Annotated in this window: 17 protein-coding genes and 1 pseudogene; 4 read left to right on the top strand and 14 right to left on the bottom strand. The window is 55.4% G+C overall.

Features of this window, described 5'->3' with window-relative positions; all coding sequences use genetic code 11:
- The 4 genes and pseudogenes from K5905_RS06160 to K5905_RS06145 all read right to left on the bottom strand — a co-directional run.
- A pseudogene (locus tag K5905_RS06160) lies at positions 1-191 on the bottom strand (hypothetical protein); the annotation flags it as partial.
- A 14-nt stretch (positions 192-205) separates the two neighbouring features.
- Positions 206-2821 (bottom strand): TRAP transporter permease, encoded by a 2616-nt coding sequence (locus K5905_RS06155; RefSeq protein WP_297581423.1) that lies wholly within the window; start codon positions 2819-2821, stop codon positions 206-208.
- 81 nt (positions 2822-2902) lie between these two features.
- On the bottom strand, positions 2903-3868 hold the full coding sequence (locus K5905_RS06150) for a TAXI family TRAP transporter solute-binding subunit (RefSeq protein ID WP_297581421.1): 966 nt from the start codon (positions 3866-3868) through the stop codon (positions 2903-2905).
- Between the two features lie 54 nt (positions 3869-3922).
- Complete coding sequence (locus tag K5905_RS06145; RefSeq protein WP_297581419.1) at positions 3923-4792, bottom strand: MurR/RpiR family transcriptional regulator; 870 nt, start codon at positions 4790-4792, stop codon at positions 3923-3925.
- Between the two features lie 92 nt (positions 4793-4884).
- On the opposite strand from K5905_RS06145, the gene K5905_RS06140 reads away from it, so the two are divergent.
- The gene (locus K5905_RS06140) at positions 4885-7278 is read left to right on the top strand and encodes an FAD-dependent oxidoreductase (protein ID WP_297581417.1); all 2394 of its coding nucleotides are present in this window, start codon (positions 4885-4887) and stop codon (positions 7276-7278) included.
- Between the two features lie 19 nt (positions 7279-7297).
- On the opposite strand, the gene K5905_RS06135 is transcribed toward K5905_RS06140, so the two are convergent.
- The 3 genes from K5905_RS06135 to egtB all read right to left on the bottom strand — a co-directional run bounded on the left by K5905_RS06135 (position 7298) and on the right by egtB (position 10903).
- Positions 7298-8482 (bottom strand): hypothetical protein, encoded by a 1185-nt coding sequence (locus K5905_RS06135; protein WP_297581415.1) that lies wholly within the window; start codon positions 8480-8482, stop codon positions 7298-7300.
- 211 nt (positions 8483-8693) lie between these two features.
- Positions 8694-9641, bottom strand: a complete 948-nt coding sequence (gene egtD, locus K5905_RS06130) for an L-histidine N(alpha)-methyltransferase (RefSeq protein ID WP_297581413.1) — start codon at positions 9639-9641, stop codon at positions 8694-8696.
- Positions 9638-10903, bottom strand: coding sequence for an ergothioneine biosynthesis protein EgtB (egtB, locus tag K5905_RS06125; protein ID WP_297581411.1), 1266 nt, complete (start codon positions 10901-10903; stop codon positions 9638-9640). Before egtB ends, egtD begins: the two co-directional genes overlap by 4 nt.
- Positions 10904-11449: 546 nt before the next feature.
- On the opposite strand from egtB, the gene K5905_RS06120 reads away from it, so the two are divergent.
- Both K5905_RS06120 and K5905_RS06115 read left to right on the top strand, forming a co-directional pair.
- Positions 11450-12052: a TetR/AcrR family transcriptional regulator gene (locus K5905_RS06120; RefSeq protein WP_297581409.1), complete on the top strand. Its 603-nt coding sequence runs from the start codon at positions 11450-11452 to the stop codon at positions 12050-12052.
- Between the two features lie 34 nt (positions 12053-12086).
- Positions 12087-12374 (top strand): hypothetical protein, encoded by a 288-nt coding sequence (locus tag K5905_RS06115; protein WP_297581406.1) that lies wholly within the window; start codon positions 12087-12089, stop codon positions 12372-12374.
- A gap of 263 nt (positions 12375-12637) precedes the next feature.
- Here K5905_RS06115 and metG read toward each other — a convergent pair whose 3' ends face one another.
- The 4 genes from metG to K5905_RS06095 all read right to left on the bottom strand — a co-directional run bounded on the left by metG (position 12638) and on the right by K5905_RS06095 (position 17140).
- Positions 12638-14158, bottom strand: a complete 1521-nt coding sequence (gene metG / locus K5905_RS06110) for a methionine--tRNA ligase (RefSeq protein ID WP_297581403.1) — start codon at positions 14156-14158, stop codon at positions 12638-12640.
- 157 nt (positions 14159-14315) lie between these two features.
- A complete protein-coding gene (locus K5905_RS06105; protein WP_297581401.1) occupies positions 14316-14873 on the bottom strand; it encodes a hypothetical protein in 558 nt (185 codons plus the stop codon).
- The gene (locus K5905_RS06100) at positions 14874-15869 is read right to left on the bottom strand and encodes a YeiH family protein (RefSeq protein WP_297581398.1); all 996 of its coding nucleotides are present in this window, start codon (positions 15867-15869) and stop codon (positions 14874-14876) included. It lies immediately after the preceding gene.
- A 20-nt stretch (positions 15870-15889) separates the two neighbouring features.
- The gene (locus K5905_RS06095) at positions 15890-17140 is read right to left on the bottom strand and encodes a cytochrome c peroxidase (protein WP_297581395.1); all 1251 of its coding nucleotides are present in this window, start codon (positions 17138-17140) and stop codon (positions 15890-15892) included.
- Positions 17141-17209: 69 nt separating this feature from the next.
- Here K5905_RS06095 and K5905_RS06090 point away from each other — a divergent pair, with 69 nt between their 5' ends.
- On the top strand, positions 17210-17692 hold the full coding sequence (locus K5905_RS06090; RefSeq protein ID WP_297581393.1) for a tetratricopeptide repeat protein: 483 nt from the start codon (positions 17210-17212) through the stop codon (positions 17690-17692).
- A gap of 124 nt (positions 17693-17816) precedes the next feature.
- Here the strand turns inward: K5905_RS06090 and dctP are convergent, their stop codons facing one another.
- The 3 genes from dctP to K5905_RS06075 form a co-directional block, all read right to left on the bottom strand.
- A complete protein-coding gene (gene dctP / locus K5905_RS06085) occupies positions 17817-18875 on the bottom strand; it encodes a TRAP transporter substrate-binding protein DctP (RefSeq protein ID WP_297581390.1) in 1059 nt (352 codons plus the stop codon).
- A 27-nt stretch (positions 18876-18902) separates the two neighbouring features.
- Positions 18903-20393 carry a TRAP transporter large permease gene (locus K5905_RS06080; RefSeq protein ID WP_297581387.1) on the bottom strand — a complete coding sequence of 497 codons (1491 nt, stop codon included), beginning with the start codon at positions 20391-20393 and terminating at the stop codon, positions 18903-18905.
- Positions 20393-20876 (bottom strand): TRAP transporter small permease (locus K5905_RS06075; protein ID WP_297581383.1); only part of this gene is annotated, 484 nt, incomplete at its 5' end. The genes K5905_RS06075 and K5905_RS06080, both read right to left, overlap by 1 nt.

Genomic DNA, 20876 nt, shown 5'->3' with positions numbered 1-20876 from the left:
TCCTTGAGCATATTTTCTTCCGCGTCATCCTTGAACCAGGTCGAGACCCAGCTGCTACCGAGCGGTGGCATCACCGTCATGACATTGAGTGTACCGCCATCGATATCCACGAACCGCTTGGCTTCTTCCAGAATATGTTTCTGGTCGTCCAGATGCGTCAGGTCGACGGCTGCAAGAACATTCTTTTTCATCAGTCCATCTCCCATCAGGCTGCGGCGGACGCCGGATCGGTCGTCTCTGGTGCTTCAGCGGCCATTCGTCGACGTTGCAACAGAACGATGAGACCCAGAAGCAGAAGCGCAGGAATGTAGAACAATTCTTTCCTTGGCCGTTCTGCGGGTACTTCAAGTTCCTTCAGCTCCCAGTCAAAATCGATACCAAGGTTTTCCGCAGCGCCGCCGAAGGCAAGATCGTCAACGAAGAGATTTCCACCCTCGTCGCGGAAGGCAACACCGGCGTTGTCCATCAGACGCGTCTCGCCGTCTGCACCCTTCTCTCCAAGGGGCAGCAGGTATTTGGCATCCACGGGATCACCTTCCAGGTTTTCACCGGTCAGGCGAACTTGCAGACTTGCGTCGTCAGGTGCGTCCTGCGCCATCTGGTAAACCTGATCGGCCGGGCGGGTTTCGAATTCCGGATAGACCATGTTCAGGAAGAACCCTGGTCGGAACAGCGTGAAGGCAACCAGCAGCAAGACAGCGCTCTCCCACAGGCGCGACTTGACGATGAACCAGTTCATCGTGCCCGCCGCAAAGAGCAGCATTGCGATCAACGCGACAATGAAGACGAACACCGCCTGTATCGGTCCGACATCGATCAACAGGAGATCCGTATTGAAGATGAAGAGGAATGGCAGAAGGGCCGTACGGATCGAATAGAAGAAAGCCTGGAAGCCGGTCTTCAGGGGGTCACCCTTTGAAATCGCGGCGGCCGCGAAACTGGCGAGCCCTACCGGTGGCGTCACATCTGCCATGATGCCGAAGTAGAAGACGAACATGTGCACGGCAACAAGCGGTACGATCAAACCAGCCTGGGCACCGAGTTCGACCACGACGCCGGCCATCAGCGACGAGACCACAATGTAGTTGGCCGTCGTCGGCAGTCCCATGCCCAGGATGATCGAAATCAGGGCGACGAAGAACAACATGGCCAGCAGGTTGCCGCCGGAGAGGAACTCCACGAATTCCGCCATGACCTGGCCGATGCCGGTAAGCGTAACCGAACCAACGATAATGCCGGCCACACCCATGGCGGCTGCAAGGCCGATCATGTTTCGGGCACCAACGACAAGACCCTCGGACAGGTCGTCCCTGCCTTCCTTGATATGGCGGGCAGCTTCGCCTTCACCGCGGAAGAATGCCTTCAGGGAATTCTGGGTCATCAGGATGACCAGCATGAAGATCGTGGACCAGAAGGCGGAAAGGCCCGGGGATTTCCGCTCGATCATCAGCAAGTACATCAGTAGCAGGATCGGCAGGAGGTAATGTACGCCGGATTTGAAAATGACACCGACAGGCGGCAGATTTTGCATCGTATCCAGATCGGTGTTGAGATCAGGTCCCTTGGAGGCAAACCAGACCGCCCCGACATAGGCAACTCCAAGAAGGACAACGAGTATGGGTGTTGACGCCTCACCGAACAAACTTTCAAACGTGTCCACGACGAAGCCGAGAACGAACAGCGTTCCGCCGCCGATCACGATCGAGATCGCGATGATGAAGATCGCACCCAGCAGGAACGTGACGTTGTTCATGGTCGACGTGCCCTTCATGCCGCTTTTCACGGCTTCCAGATGCACGATGTAGACAAGAGCGATATAGGAAATCGCCGCGGGAATGATGGCTGTCTTGACCACTTCCACATAGGAGATGCCGACATATTCGGTCATCAGGAAGGCAACTGCGCCCATTACCGGAGGGGTCAGCACACCATTGATTGACGAAGACACTTCAATCGCACCGGCCTTGGTCGGCGAGAAGCCGACCTTTTTCATCAGCGGAATGGTGAACGTTCCGGTGGTCACCACATTGGCGATTGACGAACCCGAGATAAGTCCGGTGGCCGCAGATGCGATAACCGCTGCTTTGGCCGGGCCGCCACGCAAGTGGCCGAGTGCCGCGAAGGCCAGTTGCAGAAAGTAGTTGCCGGCGCCCGCCTGATTAAGCAGCGCGCCGAACAGAACGAATAGGAACACGAAGCCCGAGGAAACACCAAGCGCCACACCGTAAACACCCTCTGTGGTCAGCATCAGGTGGCTCATGGCCTTTTCGAACGACGCGCCTTTCCAGCGCACGACATCCGGCAGTCCGTCCCAGGATCCGAAGAAGACATAGGACATGAAGAAGATGGACACTGCCATCAGCGGTACGCCAAGCGAGCGTCTGGCCGCTTCGAGCAGAAGCACCAGCCCGATACCCGCCATGATCAGGTCCATCGTGTTGGGCACGCCGGTCCTGTCGGCGACACCCCGGTAATCCCACCACAAGTAAGAACAGCTGACTGCAGCGACAATTGCAACAAGCCAGGTCAGCTTCGGTATGTAATTGCGTGGGCTGTTTTTGAAGGCGGGAAAGGCCAGAAACGCTAGCAGCACGGCAAAGCCGAGGTGAATGGCGCGTGTCTGTGTGTCATTCAGAACACCGACGCCAATGATGTAAGGCAGGGGAGAAGCGATCCAGAGCTGGTAAACGGACCAGAGGAGCGGCACATACCAAAGGACATTTCTGGAAAAACTGTCCTTGGGTGCGCGCGCCCCGGTATCTGCTTCTGCGACAATATCTTCGAGGTCGTTTGTTTCCGGTTCTACCGACTTATCGGTCATGCTGCCCCCGCCAAACTTAATTCAAAAAATCAATAGAACTGCAGCCCGGAAATCCGGGCTGCAGAAGAGTTCGGGTCCGGATTACATCCAGCCTTTTTCCTGATAGTACTTCACAGCACCCGGATGCAGGTCGGCGGTCAGTCCGTCCTTGACCATTTCTTCCGGCTTCAGGCGAGCAAATGCAGGATGCAGTTTCTTGAAGTCGTCGAAGTTTTCGAAGATCGCAGAAACCAGTGCGTAGACAACTTCGTCGGAAACATTGGCTGAAGTAACGATCGTTGCCTTCGGACCCCAGGACGGAATGTCGTCCGCGTTACCCGGATACATGCCACCTGGAATGGTCGCAGCCGCGTAGGCGGAGTTGTCGGCCAGGAGCTTGTCGATCGCTTCACCGGAAAGCGGAACCATCTTGATTTCACAAGTGGACGTTGCTTCCTGCGAAGAACCGTTCGGCAGGCCGGCGGCCCAGATTGCAGCGTCCAGCTTGCCGTCACACAGAGCGGCGGCCTGTTCGGAGGACTTCAGCTCGGCAGCGAGAGAGAAGTCGTCCGGTGTAAGACCGGTATACTTCATCAGGGTCTCAGCGAGAACGCGGGTACCTGAACCCGGGTTGCCGATGTTGACCTTCTTGCCTTTGAGGTCTTCCGGACCATTGATGCCGGCGTCAGCGCGTGCCATCACATGCATCGGCTCCGGATGCACCGAAAAGAGTGCACGCAGTTCCGGATATGCACCATCGTCGGTGAATGCACCGGTGCCGGCGAGGCCTGCAGCCTGAACGTCGGACTGGACGACGCCGAAGTCGAGCTCACCCTGACGGATTGTGCGGGTGTTGTAGACAGAACCGCCGGTGGATTCCACCGAACAGCGAATGCCGTGGTCCTTGCGACCCTTGTTGACCAAACGGCAGATTGCACCGCCGGTCGGATAATAAACGCCTGTCACACCACCGGTTCCGATGGTGATGAATTGTTCTGCAGTTGCTGCACCAGTGAATGCGATGCTGGTCGCCAAAACAGCGCCGGCAAGGTTCAGTTTCATCAACATGAGACTAGGCTTCCCTCTTGTTAAATTTATAAATCCAGAGTGATGTCTCCCACCCTAGACATTTTCAAACTCGTCAAGCAAGCGATTGTGCTTGTCGACTTTTTGGATCCTGGCTTCCGCTTCGGATCCGGCTCGCGCAACCAGCATGCCCGTTATCGTTTCTATGAGCACAAGCGTGGCTGCGTAAGATGAGAAAAAGTGTGGACTTTCAGTGCGTTGTATGAACAGAAAGTCAGCGTATTGCAATCCCGGGAACGCGTGGCTGTCGGTCAGGACGATGACTTTTGCACCACTTCCTGCCGCCGCCTCCGCCGCTCGGACGGAGCGATGTGCGTAGGGATGTTTTGAGATGATGAGAACAGTGTCCTCGGAGTTGATCCCGGCAAGCGTGCTGCCAAGTGTTGCTCCATTCCGGCCGGCAACGACCCAGCGGTCGTCGAACCATTTTGCCAGATAGGCGAAATAGTCTGTGAAACCGGCCGATGCCAGAGCGCCGATAAGCACAATCTTGCGGGAAACAGCCAGCCGTTCGACAACGGCGTCGAGCATTGCCGGGTCGATTTCCTCCACCAGCGCCTGAATATTGTTGATACAGGCAGAAACCTGGCGTGGCAGCAGAGGTTGATCTGCGTCGGATTGCAGCCGGCGCGCCTTGTCCCGAAAGCTGTCCTGTCCGCGTTGACTCAACTCTAAGCGAGCCTGCTCCCGAAGCGCTTCGTAGTCGGCAAAGCCGATTGCGCGTGCGAGCCGGGTATAGCTGGCTGGCGAAACTCCGCTTGCCGAAGCAACGGAACGCAGGCTTCTGGTCGCAATTTCCACTTGGTTTTCAGCGATATAGTCGGCGGCAATGCGCAAGGTTTCGCTGAGCTCGGCATAATTGGCCGAGATCGCAGTCCTGATCTGGGGCGGCGAAATGGTGTCCATCGAGGTACTGTTTCATTTGTTTTTTATCTTGTCAAATCCTGAAACAAATGTTTCTTTCCGGGAAACTTTGTCGCTGACCTGGAAATCAACTGATGTCATCCAATCCACTTCCATCTCATGCACCCGTTGTCATTATCGGCGGGGGAATCATGGGGTGCTCAACCCTCTACCATCTCGCAAAGATGGGTGTCTCCGATGCCGTTCTTCTGGAACGCAATCAACTTACATCGGGAACCACATGGCATTCAGCCGCTCAGGTTCGTGCTTTGCGACATTCCCGGAACCTTACCCGGATGATCCAGTATTCGGTTGAGCTCTACAGCCAGCTGGAAAAGGAGACAGGACAAGCAGCAGGCTGGATCCAGAAGGGGTCCTTGTCCATCGCCACCAATGAAGATCGGTTAACCCACATCAAGCGACAACAAGCGCTCGCCAAGGCCTATGGCATTCCGGCGCAATCGATCAGTGCGGCAGAAGCCAAGGAACGTTGGCCGATGATGAACGCGGAAGACGTTCTGGGGGCGGTATGGTCACCGGATGATGGCCGGGTCAGCCCATCCGATGTCTGTGCCGCGTTGGTCAAGGGCGCCAAATCACTTGGTGCGAAGATATTCGAAAAAACGGGTGTGACCGCGATCCTGACCGAAAACGGCAGGGTCAAAGGCGTGGAAACCAGTCAAGGCACCGTGATGTGCGATGCCATCGCCCTTTGCACCGGGCTCTGGTCACGCGAAGCCGGGGCCATGGCGGGCGCCGAAGTTCCGCTTCTGGCTTGCGAGCATTTTTATCTGCTGACAAAGCCCGTGGACGGGATTTCAGGCAATACACCGACGTTGAGCGACCATGACAATCATCTTTACATACGTGATGACAGCGGCGGCCTGCTTGTCGGCTGCTTCGAACCGATGGGCAAACCGATTGCACCTGGAGTTCTGACCGAAAGCTTCGAATTCGGTTTATTGCCTGAAGACTGGGACCACTTCGAACCGATGATGATGAACGCTTTGCATCGGCTTCCCGCGCTGGAAACCGCTGAAGTGAAAATGCTGTTGAACGGACCGGAAAGTTTCACGCCGGACGGAACCTTCATGCTGGGAGAAACCGCTGAGACCAGGGGGCTGTTCCTTGGATGCGGTATGAATTCGGTCGGTGTCGCCGCCGGTGGCGGAGCCGGCATGAACCTGGCTCACACGATCATCCACGGAGCACCGGCTTATGATTTGTCCGAGGCAGACGCAAAGCGCTTTGCTCCGATCTATAACTCCGTCGAACATTTGATGGCGCGTGCACCGGAAGTGCTTGGTACTCACTACGACATTGCTTTTCCCGGCAAGCAGTTCAAAACCGCGCGGGATCTGCGCAGATTGCCGCTCGATGCTGAATACAGGAATGCCAGGGCTCATTTCGGTCAGTTCTATGGGTGGGAAAGGCCGCTCTATTTCGGCAAGCAAGCAGAGCCCGCTCTAAAATTCGGCCGTCCCGACTGGTTTGAAAATGTCGAGGCCGAAGTCCGCGCCGCCCACGAAAATGCTGCTATTTTTGATGCATCTGCGTTCGGCAAGATCGAAGTGGAAGGGCCGGACGCGGAAACGTTTCTCCTTAAAACCTGTGCCGGTTATGTCGGCCGCAAGCCGGGTTCCGTTATCTACACGGCCGTCTTGAATGATCGCGGAACGTTCGAGAGTGACATCACCGTTCAGCGGATCTCGGAAACCCATTACCGGTTGTTTGTCGGCACCAATGCGATCAAACGTGATCTGACCTGGTTCCGTCGCCACTCAGAAGGATTCGATGTCCGGCTGACCGACAGCACCGAAACTTATGCGGTGCTTGGCCTCATGGGCCCTGAAAGCGCGCGCATCGCCGTGGAAGTCGGTGCTCCTGAGCTGAACGATATCGGTTACTTCAAACACGGCGAAGCGCATATCGCGGGCCATCATGTTCGTGCAGCCCGTCTTTCCTATGTCGGCGAAGCCGGGTGGGAGATCACCTGCCGTTCTGAAAACGTCACCGACATCTATGCAGCGCTGGTGGCGGCAGGGGCAAAACCAGCTGGTCTTTTCGCCCAAACGTCCATGCGTGTCGAAAAAGGCTTTTGTGCCATGGGACATGAACTGGACAGCGACATGACGCCGGTCGATACCGGCTTGGATGCCATGACCCGCAAGAAGGGCGGGTTTATCGGTGCGGAAGCGCTGGCGAAGAAGAAAGCATCCGGGGCAATCTCAAAGGTGATATCGCTTACATTTGAAGACGAAATCGCCGTGCCGCTTGGGCACGAGCCTGTACTGGTCGGAGACGACATCCTGGGTCAGACCTCCACTTGTGCTTTCGGCTATCGGGTCGGCAAACCGGTTGCTCTGGCGCACGTGGAAAAATCATTGCAAGAAGGCTCAGTGGTCGAAGTCGATATTGCCGGGGAGCTGTTCAGGGCGACCGTCACCAACGGTCCTTTGTTCGATCCGGATGGCAGCCGCATGCGCTAACCTGACCGAAAGTCAACAATTAGCGGTAATGCCAATACCGCCGGGCCAGCTGGGGGGAGATATTATAGAGGAACGATTCTCCCAGCAGGTCCGAGGTCAGACGCCGGTTCGGCACATCGCTGTTTTTCATGATCAGGATTTCAATGACTTCCTTGATGGGCTTGACCTTTTTTCTGATTTCTTCGAAGAGGTTTTCCAACAGATCCGCCAGCTTTTCCGAAACCTGGTATTTGTTTTCCAGGTAGTTCAGCCCCGCGGCGACGATCAGAACGCCCACGACCAGCCCGGCAGCTGCCGCAACTCCCACTCCGAGCGTGGCTCCCAACGTTGCAGTTGCTGCTGCCTTGATTAGCATTGCGATAGCAGTCGAGAACCCCGCAATCGTCATGCTTGCGACGAAATCGAATAAATTCTCATCATCGTTCAGCAGTGTTGATGCGATTGTGAGCGGGACAGTGATGAAAACATTGAGCTTCAGTCCTCTCAGGACGCTCTTGCTTGCGTTCTGTAGTCCGGCGCCCAGAGCCAGGACTTTGGCGTTCGTTGCCAGGTAACGCGTTCCCGAAAGCAGGGGACGCAATGCAGCGCGCCCTGTGATGATGACGTAGGTTTTGTGGTTTTTGACCTTGATCTTGAACCTGTGACCAAGACCGAGTTTTTGGAATAGCTCCCTTGTTTGCCGCGCGTCCTGGAGCGTGCCTACAATAGTGGCAAGGTCGGGAATGGCGGTTTTCCCGCCAAGCCCGACTTCCGTTATTTCTCTTGCGATTTCGGCAAAGCTCTCGAGCGAAAGGATGGCGACATCCTCTTCCTGCGCCTCAGTGGTTTTGTGAGGCGCGTTGATGGCGCAGGTGTCGGTGAGACACTCGTTTCGGATATGATCGAACAGGTCGATGTCAATTTCTGCAGCCCAGAACCTGATCCCGATTTGCTGCGAGATCTTGTCGATCAACCGGGGCATGTCCTCGGTCGTGTCGCAATAGAGCTGGTCTGGGAAGACTGCACCGTGAAGCTTCCAGAGCTCGCTCGAGGTCATGTTCGAACAGTACCTGAACAATACGGACCGGAAACGTTCCGGATCCCGAATAAGTCTGGCGGCAGCTTGCGGAAATTTTTGCAGATAAGAGAAATCTAGCGGCCTTGAGACGATGAAGACCTTGGTGTCGGAATAAAGAATGTAATCATAATTCGCACAGAGGTTCATGGCGGGCTCCATTTGCCACGAGTAATCAGAGTTACCAAGCGTAATCGTTTCTGGTGAAAACGGAAATGGTCAGGACTGGCCACCAGATGGACGGATATTACGAAGCTGACTGCCAGTCTGGCGATTGCCGGAGAAAGGCAAAGGACAGAAACCGTTTATCCAACCGGGCAGGATACTGCCCGACCCTCCCGGTTGGAATATTTCCGACCGGTTACAGTGCTTGCAACGTATATACCGAGAACCAGCCGTGTCCGTCGCAATCTTGATCAAGGACACGCCAACCGCCCTGATTTGCAATTCCGGTAAAGGCATCTTCGCTGTATTTGTGCGAATTCTCGGTGTGGATCGTCTCCCCCTTGCGGAATGAGATCTCCTGACCCCCGACTGAAACAGACTGGGCACTCAGGCTTTCCAGATGCATTTCGATACGGCTTTCTTCCGCGTTCCAGATTGCACGATGGGCAAAAGACGCAAGGTCGAAGGTTGCGCCAAGTTCGCGGTTGATCCGTTGCAGGAGATTCTGGTTGAAGGCAGCCGTCACGCCAACCGGGTCGTCATAGGCCTCAATGAGAATTTCCTCATCTTTCGGTCGGTCAACCCCAACTATCATGGTGGCTTCGGGCATGGCGATCCGAACATTCTTCAAAAGCTCTGCAGCCTCTGACTTTTCGAAATTTCCGATAGTTGAACCGGGAAAGAACACCAGCACCGGTAGCTCGGGCAACAGCGGAAGTTTGCCGAGTGGTTGCGTAAAATCCGCTGCCACCGGAATGACCGCAAGCGACGGATAAGCCCGCCGAACCCGTTCTGAGGCATCCTTTAGATGATTGGCCGAAATATCGATAGGCATATAGACCGACAGGTCCGGAAAGGCATCAAGAAGCAGGTTGGTCTTGCGACTGGAACCACTGCCGAGCTCAACCAGGGCGCCGCGCGCACCTGGCAAGCGTGAGCATTGTTTCACATATCTTTCCAAAATAGAGAGTTCGGTGCGCGTCGGGTAGTATGCATCCAGCTCCGTGATCGCTTCAAAAAGATGCGATCCGACATCGTCATAAAGCCATTTGCTGCTAATGACTTTCCGGTCCATCGTCAGTCCATTGAGGATTTCGGACCGGAAAGTGCCGTCCTGAGTGACGGGAGACATGTGTTTTGTCATAGGTCTGCTGCCAATCTGACACCCAGCATTTGCCAACGCTGGTGCGGGTAGAAAAAGGTTCGATAAGAAGAACGCATCTGAAGCTTCGGCGTTGCACAGGAGCCGCCGCGCAGCACCATCTGGTTCACCATGAATTTGCCGTTGTACTCACCGATGGCGCCTTTCGGAGGGGTGAAGCCGGGATAGGGGGAGAAAGCGCTGCTGGTCCACTGCCAGACATCTCCCCAAAGACCGGGGCGACGTCCAAGTGGCATGTAGTGGCCGCTTTCCAGAAAGTTTCCGTCAATCTCGGTCGGTTCCGCGGCCGCTTCCCATTCGGCTTCGGTGGGTAGGCGCCGTCCTGCCCAGCGGGCAAAGGCATCGGCTTCGTAGTAGCTGACATGAACAACGGGAGCTGAGAGATCCACAGGGCGAGGACCCTGCAAGGTGTAGGTCCACCAGGTGTCATCTTGTTTCCACCAGTAAAGTGGTGTGTCCCAATCACTCTTTTCCCGAACGGCCCAGCCTTCCATCAGCCAAAGCGTCTGGGTCTCGTAGCCACCGTCCTCGATAAAAGCGATCCATTCACCATTGGTGACGAGGTGATCCGATAGCCGGTACGGGTCCAGCCAGACCTTGTGGCGCGGACTTTCGCAGTCATAGGCAAATTCGTCGCCACGATGACCAATTTCCAAAAGGCCGCCGTCATAACGGGTCCAGTTCGTTTCTTTTACTGTGCTGAGGTCGACAGGCTTGTGGTCGAAATACGCAGGCAGAAGCGGATTGTAGGAAAAGGCGTGAAGCAGATCCGTTACCAGCAACTCCTGATGCTGCATCTCGTGATGACAACCGAGCGTGACAAGGGCTTCAAGCTGTTCCTGATCCAGATCGAACGCTCCCCGGTCAAACCCGTCCCGCAAGGCGTCTTCCACATAGGCTCTGTAACTTCTGACTTCCGGTACAGACGGGCGCGAAAGCAACCCGCGTTTCGATCTTGTATGTCTTGGACCGGCCTGAACGTAATAAGAGTTGAATAGGACAGCGAACCGTTCATCCCTGGGTTGATAGCCGGGGAGGGAGGGCTTCAGAATAAATTCCTCGAAAAACCAGGTAGTGTGGGCCAGATGCCATTTGGGCGGGCTGGCATCCTCCATGGATTGCAGGCCCATGTCCTCATCGTTCAGCGGCGCAACCAGAACTTCGGTTTGCGCCCGAACCTCGTCAAACAGTGACAATGCGTTTGACACAGGCGAAGGGGATCTCTGCCCGTCTGGATATGTCATGTATTTCCCTCCACGCGGATGCCGGATGCGGTGCCTCCATCCGGTCCAGTGATTGCCACCAAGCGGCTTGAACGTAAGCGGGTCTCGAGGGATTCCAATGGAGGGAATTGCACCGTTGTGGTGCAAAAATACGCCGCTGAGAAAAGTTCAGGGGATTTGTTGAAAAAACGAAACAATGTTTTGATTGTTGTCATTTATCGCTCTCAGGTGATGAAAAGTCTCCAAACTCTTGTTATTTCAAGAGCTATTGAAGTCTCGTCGCTAGGTTCGACACGGTGCGTAAGCCTGAGAAACTAGAGTCCCCTTCCTGACAGCTTCCTGTCAGGATTGAGAAAGAGCTCACTTCACATTCCTGTGAATAGGTTGCCGCGTGCCTTTCCTGCACGCTGCATGGAAATTCCGACCTCACTTCAAGACTTGCCATGTCAAGAAGATGGCCACCCGATCTTGCTCTTGACGCATTAGGACGAGTGTCCTAAATGATTAGGTCAAGCGTCCTAGTTGCGTGAAGCTTAGGGATTTGCCGGGATGGATAAGGATGCGAGCATGGCTGCTGGGTCAAAACGCCAACAGATCGTCAATGCTGCAGATGCCCTGTTCTACAGTCAGGGGTTCGCACAGACATCGTTCGCGGATATTGCAGCGGCGGTCCAGATCTCGCGCGGAAATTTCTACTATCACTTCAAGACCAAGGACGAGATCCTTGATGCCGTTATCGACAAGCGTCTTGCCGATCGGGAAATGCTGCTGGCCAAATGGGATGAGACGGCGGACGACCCGGCAAGGCGCATCGAGTGTTTTATCAAGATTGTGATCGTCAATCAGGCAAAGATCATGGCTTATGGCTGTCCCGTCGGTTCTTTGGTGACTGAACTCACCAAGCTCGATCATGCTTCAAGGGAAAAAGCTAATCAGATCATGGCTTTGTTCAGGGATTGGCTAATCCGGCAATTTGTCGAACTCGGCTGCCACGCCGACGCTTGCGACCATGCCCTGCATGTTCTGAGCTGGAGCCAAGGCGTCGCCACGTTGGCCCAGACCTTCAAGGACGAAGCCTTCGTTCAACGTGAGGTGTCTCAGATCCTTGAATGGCTGGCAAGTATCGAGCGGGAGACAACCCGGCTGCAGGCGATCTCAACAAAGGCCTGAAAATTACCCAACTCAACAATCAAAGGAGACAGAGATGTTCGTTGTCACGCTGAAGTTTTCGGACAACAAGGCTCGTGCAGGCGACCTGATGGACGGCCACAAGGCATGGATCCAGAAAGGCTTCGATCAGGGGATGTTTCTGATGGTCGGCAGCCTGCAGCCAAACATGGGGGGCGGCATATTCGCTCACAACACCACCCACGACGCTCTTGACGAATTTGTCCGTGAGGATCCGTTTGTGGCAGAGAATGTCGTAACTGCCGAAATTCTGGAAATTACGCCTGCGCGAATGGATGACCGCCTGGATTTCCTGGCTGCGTGATTAGGCGGAGTAGGTCGGGGGTATTGTTCGGGGCTTCCCTGTCTTTCATCCCGATTACAATGCAAGCGGAGAGCCGGGATCCGGTATGCGGCTGAGTTATTGTCCAGATTTCAGGTGGCTGCATTAACTGGGTCGCTGCCGAATTTGTGAATGCGAAAACGGTTGGCGGGGACGACAGGCATCTGGCCCGAAAGAGTTCGCAGTGACGAAAGCAAAAAAGCGCCCGTTTGGGGCGCTTTTTCATTTGGTCTCAAGGCTGGAACTTACTGAACCCGTGGGAACAGAGTTTCGATTTCGCCCAGGTCACCATCGCCCTTAAGCTTGTCCAACTCCGGTTTCCATGGTGTTGCCGGCTCAGGCGCGTTCAGCATCTTGAGCGCTCGTTCCGCAGAGCCCGGAATGACCTGTTTGAGAGCTTCCATGACGACGCGCAGGCAATCAAGCGTCACGTAGATTACCGTCTGGCAACGCTCCTTTGTGTCCTCGTTCTTGATCAGATCCCAAGGTGCCTGTTCAGCAAAATAGTTGTTCATCTCGTCGGCAACAGTGATGATCGCCTGCATGCGGGCCGGGATGTCGGCAAGGTTGATCCATTCGCCCATGCCCGCTGTCGCCTCGATAACAGCTTTTCGGATCGCTTCGTCTTGAGCAGACAGGGGCCCTGGTGAAGGCAATTTTCCGTCAAATCGGGCCTTGGAGAACTTGGCTGCACGTGACAACAGGTTACCGATTTTGTTGCCCAGTTCGCTGTTATAGGCTTGAGTGATCAGATCGACCGAGATCTGGCTGTCGCTGTCGGCCCGCATGTTTCGGGCAAGATACCAACGCAGGGCGTCTACACCGAGTTTGTCGACCACTTCGATCGGATCAACCACGTTGCCGATGGACTTTGACATCTTGACACCGCCAGCACCGACCCAGTGACTGTGAACCGATAGTCTTTTCGGCAACGGCAGACCGGCGGCCATCAGCATGATCGGCCAGTAGACGCCATGCGGTTTAAGAATGTCCTTGCCGATCAGGTGCTCGCACTCCGCCCACCAGGCTTCATAACCTTCTGCCGGCCAGTCGATATTGGTCAGGTAGTTGGCCAGGGCATCGAACCAGACATAGGTAACGAAGTCCGGATCGAACGGCAGGTCGACACCAAGTGTCACGCGCGATTTCGGCCGCGAGATGCAGAGGTCTTCCAGCGGCTCGGCCAGCATCTGTTTCAGCTCGTTTCGGAAGGCTTCCGGCTGAACGAAGTCGGGATTGTCGGCAATGTGCTGCAGCAGCTTTTCGCGGTAAGGCTCCATCTTCAGGAAGTAATTGGTCTCGTCCGTTTGCTCCACCTTCATAGTCGGGTGCAGCGGGCACTGGCCGTCCTCGGTAAGGTCGGTTTCCTTCTTGAACTCTTCGCAGCCTTTGCAGTAGGTGCCGGTGTACTGCTTCTTGACGATCAGACCCTTGTCGAAAATCGACTGTTCCATCCCGGCAACGGCACTCTTGTGACTTTCTCGGCTGGTGCGGACGAAATAGTCATAGGCAATCCCGAGACGATCGAATACGTCGCGGAATTCCTTGCCGCGCATGTCAAGGAACTCTTCGACGGACATGTCGAGATCGGCAGCGGCTTCCTGATTCTTTTGGCCATGCTCGTCCACGCCGGTGGACAGCATCAGCTCATATCCGAGCGCTTCGCGGTTGCGCTTCAGGATATCGGCCATGACGGACGTAAAAGCATGACCGATATGCGGAGAACCGTTGACGTAATAAATCGGGGTCGTGATGTAGCTTTTCATCCAAACGCTTTCGAAATTTCTGAGCGGTATCAAGTCTGAGCCGACTTATCTTTCCAAGCCTGCAGATCCGCCGATAAAGAGGTCGAAGCTATATTCCACACTCGCTTCGCCAAGAAAAGCCCCAGCGTCGCGAAAAGGCAGGCTTGGAAGGTTTGCCTCAGCTCAGGTTTCGAATCGTAGCGGCGAATTCGGCTGCCGCCTTGTCAAATTCTGCGTGTGCGTCTTCCACGCTCTGTTTTGCACGCATAGTCTCCTCGCGGTCGAGCCAGCTATGGAATGTATCATCATCAATCTCGTCTAACTCGTAGTCCATTGGATCTCCATCACAATCCAATGGGGCGATGTCGAGGGTAATGTCCTTTAGCCAGAAATTTGTACAGGTTGTAAGAACGCCTTGTGCTTTCTTGTAGTTCTCGAACAGGGGTGTCAGCAGATCCTGATGCCTGTCTGGAATGCCAACGACATTCAAGACCTCATCTGCAGTCATGAATTTTTCGATCCGCTTGTCCAGAAAATCGAAATAGGCCGAAAAAAGCTGGTTGTTCCCGAACCGGCGCGACCTGATCAGTCCTACGTGATCAAAGGGATCAATGATGGCAGCAACAGATCGACGAATGTAACGACGCTGGGATTCCAGTTCATACTCAACAAGACCCAGGATTACCCGGCGCCCCGGTTTCCCGATCAATAGCCTGGTCAGGGTCAGATGGCCCATTTACCCAACCAGCCAGATACCGGCCAGGACGAACAGGGCCAGGAACACGGTCTGCGTCACAACCATCCATATCGCCGGTCCGCCGACTTCCAGAAGTTTCGGAATCGAGGTTTTCATGCCGACCGCAGCGATGGCTGCCAGAAGTGCCCAACGGGATACCTGTCCCGCCATGTCCTTGACCATTTCCGGGATCAACCCGACGGAATTGAAGGCCGCCAGCACGAGGAAGGCGACCACGAATGCCGGCATGATCGGAGGTCGGGCGGCTCCAGGTTCCGCCCCCTTTCGCAGGATCAGGGCTGCGACCAGAACGATCGGTGCCAGCATGGTGACCCGGATCAGCTTGACCAGTGTGGACAGGTCGCCCGTTTCCTCGGAAATCGAAAACCCGGCACCGACCACCTGCGCCACATCGTGGATCGTTCCGCCAAGAAAAACACCGGTTTCGTCAACATTCAGGCCGAGATTGCTCGTCAAAATGGGATAGACAATCATCGCCAGCGTCGACAGCACGGTTACGGTGATGACTGTGAACGCGAGATCACGTTCGGCATGGTCGCGTTTCGGCAGGATAGAGCCGATGGCCATGGCTGCAGATGCCCCGCAAATCGCGACCGCGCCACCCGATAGAAACGAAAACAGCCGGTCCCTGCCGAAGAGCCTGCCGATCAGCAGTGAAAAGCCGATGGTTGCCAGAACGCCGACGATCACGAGCAACAAGAAAGGTAGACCCAGAGCCTGGACCATCTCAACGCTGATGCGAACGCCCAGAAGGGCAACACCGACGCGCAACAGCGTTCTGGCCGCAAAGGCAATACCATCGGACGTGCGCTGTTCTTCAGACAGGAAATTGAGCGGCATGCCAAGCAGAATTGCCATCAGCATGGCCGGTGCACCGTAATGCTCATTCAGGAACTGGGCCGAAATCGCAACGAGCCCAGCAATCGCTATTCCGGGAAACAGCTGATTGGCCCGGTCTTTCAATGGTTCAACCATTTTGTATCCTTACATGCTGGTCATCGATCGACCGGCAATCCACTTGGAACTTTGTCCGGAATGCCGAAGGGCGGGGCGGCAACCGAGGACGTACCTGTCAGACCTTTCAGGAAGGCCACCAGATCTGAGACTTCTTCGTCAGATAGTTTGATTGGGCTAATGTCCCGGAACAGAACTTGGCGTGCCATTTCACGTTTATCGTTCCAGACGACAAAATCAATAGGCTCTAGCCAGGGAGCGTCAGGCAGCGCGGCTTTTTCGGGTGACCATGTCTGAAGCATTTCGTCCGGGTCAAGATGATGACGAATGATACCTTCGAGCGTCGGATAGGCTCCGTTGTGTCCGTAAGGGCCGGTAAGCTCGACATTGCGCAGCATGGGTGTTCGAAAGCGGTAAGAATCCTCCAGACGGTCACTTTCCCCCATTCGCCCGACATCGCGCACCATCGGGTCGAAGCGACGGGTTCGGCCAGGTCCGAAGGGCGGCAGTCCGAGGGCGTGAAACTTCTGGTCGCTCATCAGCTTGCCTGAGTGGCAGCTGGCGCAATTGGCCTTGCCGTAGAAAAGATCGAGTCCGCGTTTTTGGTCAGAGGAAAAGGCGGTTTCATCGCCTGCCAGATATTGATCGAACGGGCTGTCGAAGCTGGTCCATTCAATGGCCTGGAACGCTGCCAGTGCATTCGCGATTTCGGCAATCGTCACCTGTTCTGGCTTTTCGATATGATCGAAGGCTTCAACGAACATGCGGCCATATTCCGGGATCACGCGAACACGTTTGGCCAGGATCGGCCACGATGCATCGATCCGGTCGTGGATCGCCCCGGCGATCTCGTTTTCCTTCGGGTTGCCCGCCATCTCGAACTGGGCCACCAACGGAAAGATCGCCTGCGCGGCCAGCAGCGACTGAAGACCTTCAGGCAGCCATTCTTCCGCCGGTGAATTGAAGCCGTTATTATAGGTATCGGCGATAGAAAGGCGACCATCATGGAACAGGGTGTGAAGGTCTTTTAAGCCCAAGTTCCAGAGACCTGGAGCATTTCGCGGAATCCTTTTCTTAATCCGGTTTTCGTCAACCAGCGCGGTTCTCTCCGGTCCGAGGCCTTCGCCTCCTTCACCGATGCCGAGCGACAGACGATCCCCCGTTCCAAGCGTTGGATGATGGCAGGTCGCGCAAGCAATATTCCTGTTACCGGAGAGGATCTTGTCGTAAAAAAGGAGTTGACCGAGCGCTGCCTGTTTCCGGTCGAACGCGATGAAATCGTTGTCGGTCAAAGGGGCAGGAAGTTCCGCCGCAGAAGCGGATGCGCAAACGACAAAGACCAGGGGGAACGACCGGATCTTATGAAGAACACATTGAAAGCCGCCTTGTTTGGATTGACGCTTGTAAGCGCTCCTGCCTTTGCCGAGATTGAAGAGGCGCGCGACATGATGGAAGCCGGCCAATTTACCCGTGCGATGGAAGAGCTTTGGCCTGCGGCCCGGTCCGGAAATGCGGATGCCGAAGAACTGATCGGCATCATGTATGCCATGGGACTGGGTGTTGAACGGGACGATCAGCGGGCCTTCGAATGGTACCTGCGCAGCGCCATGAAAGGGCATCCGGGTGCGCAATCCGGTGTTGGCTGGTATTATGAGATCGGGCGTGGCATGCCGGCGCCCGATCTTGTTCGGGCCTATATGTGGTACACGCTGTCGGCCATTGGTGGCGATCCCGACGCTGCGATCTCTCTGGAAGAGGTCGTCAAGAAAATGACCAAGGACGAAATTGAAAAGGCGCATGTTCTGGTCGATGACTACAAGGTCTGGATGTATCCGTTCCGGTGATTTTAAAACCGGTTGATCTAATTGTCGCAAGGCTGTTGCCAAAAATCCTGCGCGAATGAGATCAGCGAATTTGTGATTTAGAGCCCGGCCATTGGCCGGGCTCTTTGTCTTTTCATTTGAAAAATCAGTTCAGGTCTGCATCACGACTGCCGTTCACGGCGGTTTCGGCCTCGGTCACGGCTTCTTCCAGAGCACCGAAGATTTCGCCACCACGGGCAACATTGGATTTGAACCAGTCGTAGACCGGAGAGGCGGCTTCCTTGAAAGCAGCTTTTTGCTCCGGGGTAGGGACATAGAGATCGCCGCCACCGGCAACGAAGTCTTCATATGCCTGGATGGATTTACGCTTCGGCGAAGCGAAGGTTGCCTGCTGCAATGCATAGAAACCGTCGACGACAACGCGGCGCAGATCTTCCGGCATGGACAGGAACTTCTGATTGTTCATCCACCACAAAGCACCCATATAGGCATGACCGTCGAGGGTGACATATTGCAGGCCGGCATCGGGGAACTTCATGCCCATGATATCGGTGATGCCGTTCTTGGAACCCTCAACAACACCTGTCTGGAACGAGGTGAACAGCTCCGGCCACGGAATCGGGGTCGGGGATGCGCCGAGCGATTTGACCAGTTCCTGCGGCAGATCGGCCACGACCGTACGGATCTTCAGGCCTTCCATGTCGGCCGGGTTCGCGACGCGGCGTTTGGTGTTGGCAAAGTTCCGCCACCCACCGGTGTTGCCGACGGTCATCAGACGAATGGAGTTATCGGAATCTTCCAGCGCCATGCCGCGCATGGTACGCACGAAATCTCCGGACAGAACATGTTCGGCAATTCGGTCGTCTGACATCATGTACGGCAGGTCGAGAACCTGAACATACGGGAAGATGCCGGAAGCGCCGCCGGAGGTGGAGATGTAGATGTCAATTGCGCCGCCGGCGACGCCCTGAAGACATTCTGCACCGTTGGAGCAAAGCTGCGTACCGATAAAGAGTTCAACTTCGATCGCGCCGTTTGAAGCTGCCTCGACGAAGTTCTTGAACACGACAAGGCCGTCATAGTCCTCGTCGTTTTCGTTGGAGTTGGCCGTTGCACGCAGCGTGTAGTCCGCGGCAACCGCGCTCATCGACGACCCGGCAAGCATCGCCGCGACGGTAAGCGTTTTCAGTGCAGATTTGAGCATTAGGTACCTCCCTTTTAAAGCTCAAGATCAGTTGGCAAATCCGGTCAGACGCGGAATCGTCATCGAAAGTGCCGGGATGTAGGTGATCAGGAAAATCACCGCTACCTCCACCGCCAGAAACGGCAGAATTGCTTTGGCTATGGTTTCAACCCGTTCCCTGGAAACCGAGGCCGCAACAAACAGGACAAGCCCCATCGGCGGCGTCGCCAGACCGATGGTCAGGTTCACGCTCATGATGATGGCGAAGTGGATCGGATCAACCCCCATTGAGGTGAAGATCGGGCCGAGGATCGGTCCCAGGATGATGATCGCCGGACCTGCGTCCAGGAACATGCCCACAATGAAGAGCAGCAGGTTGATCAGGAACAGAAGGATCAACGGATTGTCTGACAGGGTCAGAACAAAATCGGCCATGATTTCCGGAGCGTGACTGAGGCTGACAACGGTCTTGAACGCCATTGCCGCGCCCACAAGCAGCAGCACCACGGCAGATGTGATTCCGGCTCGGTTCAAAATGCCGGGAATTTCACCCATCTTGAGCGAGTGAAGCACGAAGAAACCGATGATCAGGGCGTAGGCAACCGCCACAGCGGCTGCCTCTGTCGGCGTAAAGACACCGATCAGAATACCACCCAGGATGATGATCGGCGTCTGCAAAGGGGCAACGGCCTTTTTGCAGACCATGCGGAAATCGTTGGAAACAGAACCTCTCACTCCCATCAGAATGAAGTGGGAAATCACAAGCAGCACGATGTTGAGAACAAGGAGGACTGTGCCTGAAAGTTCAAAACCGATTGCACCTGCGATCCCAAAAGCAATCGCCAGGAGCAGGAAGGCGAGGTTTATCCGCAACACTACAAAGGAGAACCAATACTCGACCGGCGCCATCGATTGACCCGGATTGACGATCCGTTGCGCCTTTGGCAGGTCGTATTTGTCCGCCATGACCCTGACAACCAGCATCAGGCCGACACCGACCATGACACCCGGCACAATTCCGGCGAGGAACAGCGCGGCAACGCTTTCTCCCATGACATAGGCGTAGATGATCATGATGCCCGAAGGCGGGATGATCGGACCTATGACTGAAGACGCCGCCGTGACCGCCGCGGCGAACCGGCGCGTGTAGCCTTGTTTTTCCATGGCCGGGATCAGCATGGACCCGAGTGCGGAAGTATCAGCAACCGCGGATCCGGAAAGGCCGGCAAAGAGCATGGACGACAAGATATTCACATGGGCAAGCCCACCTCTGAGATGCCCCATCAGCGCCTGCGAAAACTCGACCAGACGCATCGTGATGCCGCCCTTGTTCATCAGCTCGCCAGCAAGCATGAAAAACGGAATCGCCATCAGAGGAAAACTGTCCATGCCATTGTAAACGTTGCGATACAATAGCGTGATGTCGCTTGATTGGCCGTTCAGCCACAGCAGAATGCCGGGTGCCGCCAACAGACCGAAAAAGACCGGCAGACCGATCATCAGGAAGACGAGAAAGACGGGAAGGAACCAGATCAGCATCAGTCAGCTCCCGCCATGTCTGCATCGGGAATGACCGGCAACCGCTCGGTTCCACCGAAAATGGAAATAAGATTGCGCAGGATCAGCTCGATATTGACGAGTGTCAGCAGGATCACGCCGACAAAGACCGACATCATCATCCAGCTGCGTGGAATGCGGACCCACTCCGACAAGTCGAAGCTACCAGGGACATAAAGAGACGCGGTTGCAAATCGGCCTCCAAAGCCGGTGACTTCCGCATATCCGATCTGGACCGCAATCATGAGAACGGCCAGCGAGATCAAAAGCAGGAACAGGGACAGGATGTTGCCGATGGCTCGCGGAAGAGCCTGCCCGAGCATATCGATTGCGACAAAACCGCCACGTCGAAATGCCGTCGGCGCCATCAGGCCGGTCATCCAGAGCATGCAGAAGCGTGCTGCTTCATCGGGCCAGGGAAGAGCGTTGTTCAGGACGTATCGGAACACGACCTGAATCAGGATC

This window comes from Roseibium sp. (genome assembly GCF_025698965.1).
Taxonomy (GTDB): domain Bacteria; phylum Pseudomonadota; class Alphaproteobacteria; order Rhizobiales; family Stappiaceae; genus Roseibium.
The sequence above is the reverse complement of the archived record's forward strand: the minus strand, read 5'-3'. Positions and strand labels throughout refer to the sequence as shown.

Excerpts from the sequence above, each read along its gene's own strand:
- K5905_RS06155 (WP_297581423.1), bottom strand. The coding sequence starts at position 2,821 with ATGACCGATAAGTCGGTAGAACCGGAAACAAACGACCTCGAAGATATT.
- K5905_RS06150 (WP_297581421.1), bottom strand. The coding sequence starts at position 3,868 with ATGTTGATGAAACTGAACCTTGCCGGCGCTGTTTTGGCGACCAGCATC.
- K5905_RS06145 (WP_297581419.1), bottom strand. The coding sequence starts at position 4,792 with ATGGACACCATTTCGCCGCCCCAGATCAGGACTGCGATCTCGGCCAAT.
- K5905_RS06140 (WP_297581417.1), top strand. The coding sequence starts at position 4,885 with ATGTCATCCAATCCACTTCCATCTCATGCACCCGTTGTCATTATCGGC.
- K5905_RS06135 (WP_297581415.1), bottom strand. The coding sequence starts at position 8,482 with ATGAACCTCTGTGCGAATTATGATTACATTCTTTATTCCGACACCAAG.
- egtD (WP_297581413.1), bottom strand. The coding sequence starts at position 9,641 with ATGACAAAACACATGTCTCCCGTCACTCAGGACGGCACTTTCCGGTCC.
- egtB (WP_297581411.1), bottom strand. The coding sequence starts at position 10,903 with ATGACATATCCAGACGGGCAGAGATCCCCTTCGCCTGTGTCAAACGCA.
- K5905_RS06120 (WP_297581409.1), top strand. The coding sequence starts at position 11,450 with ATGGCTGCTGGGTCAAAACGCCAACAGATCGTCAATGCTGCAGATGCC.
- K5905_RS06115 (WP_297581406.1), top strand. The coding sequence starts at position 12,087 with ATGTTCGTTGTCACGCTGAAGTTTTCGGACAACAAGGCTCGTGCAGGC.
- metG (WP_297581403.1), bottom strand. The coding sequence starts at position 14,158 with ATGAAAAGCTACATCACGACCCCGATTTATTACGTCAACGGTTCTCCG.
- K5905_RS06105 (WP_297581401.1), bottom strand. The coding sequence starts at position 14,873 with ATGGGCCATCTGACCCTGACCAGGCTATTGATCGGGAAACCGGGGCGC.
- K5905_RS06100 (WP_297581398.1), bottom strand. The coding sequence starts at position 15,869 with ATGGTTGAACCATTGAAAGACCGGGCCAATCAGCTGTTTCCCGGAATA.
- K5905_RS06090 (WP_297581393.1), top strand. The coding sequence starts at position 17,210 with ATGAAGAACACATTGAAAGCCGCCTTGTTTGGATTGACGCTTGTAAGC.
- dctP (WP_297581390.1), bottom strand. The coding sequence starts at position 18,875 with ATGCTCAAATCTGCACTGAAAACGCTTACCGTCGCGGCGATGCTTGCC.
- K5905_RS06080 (WP_297581387.1), bottom strand. The coding sequence starts at position 20,393 with ATGCTGATCTGGTTCCTTCCCGTCTTTCTCGTCTTCCTGATGATCGGT.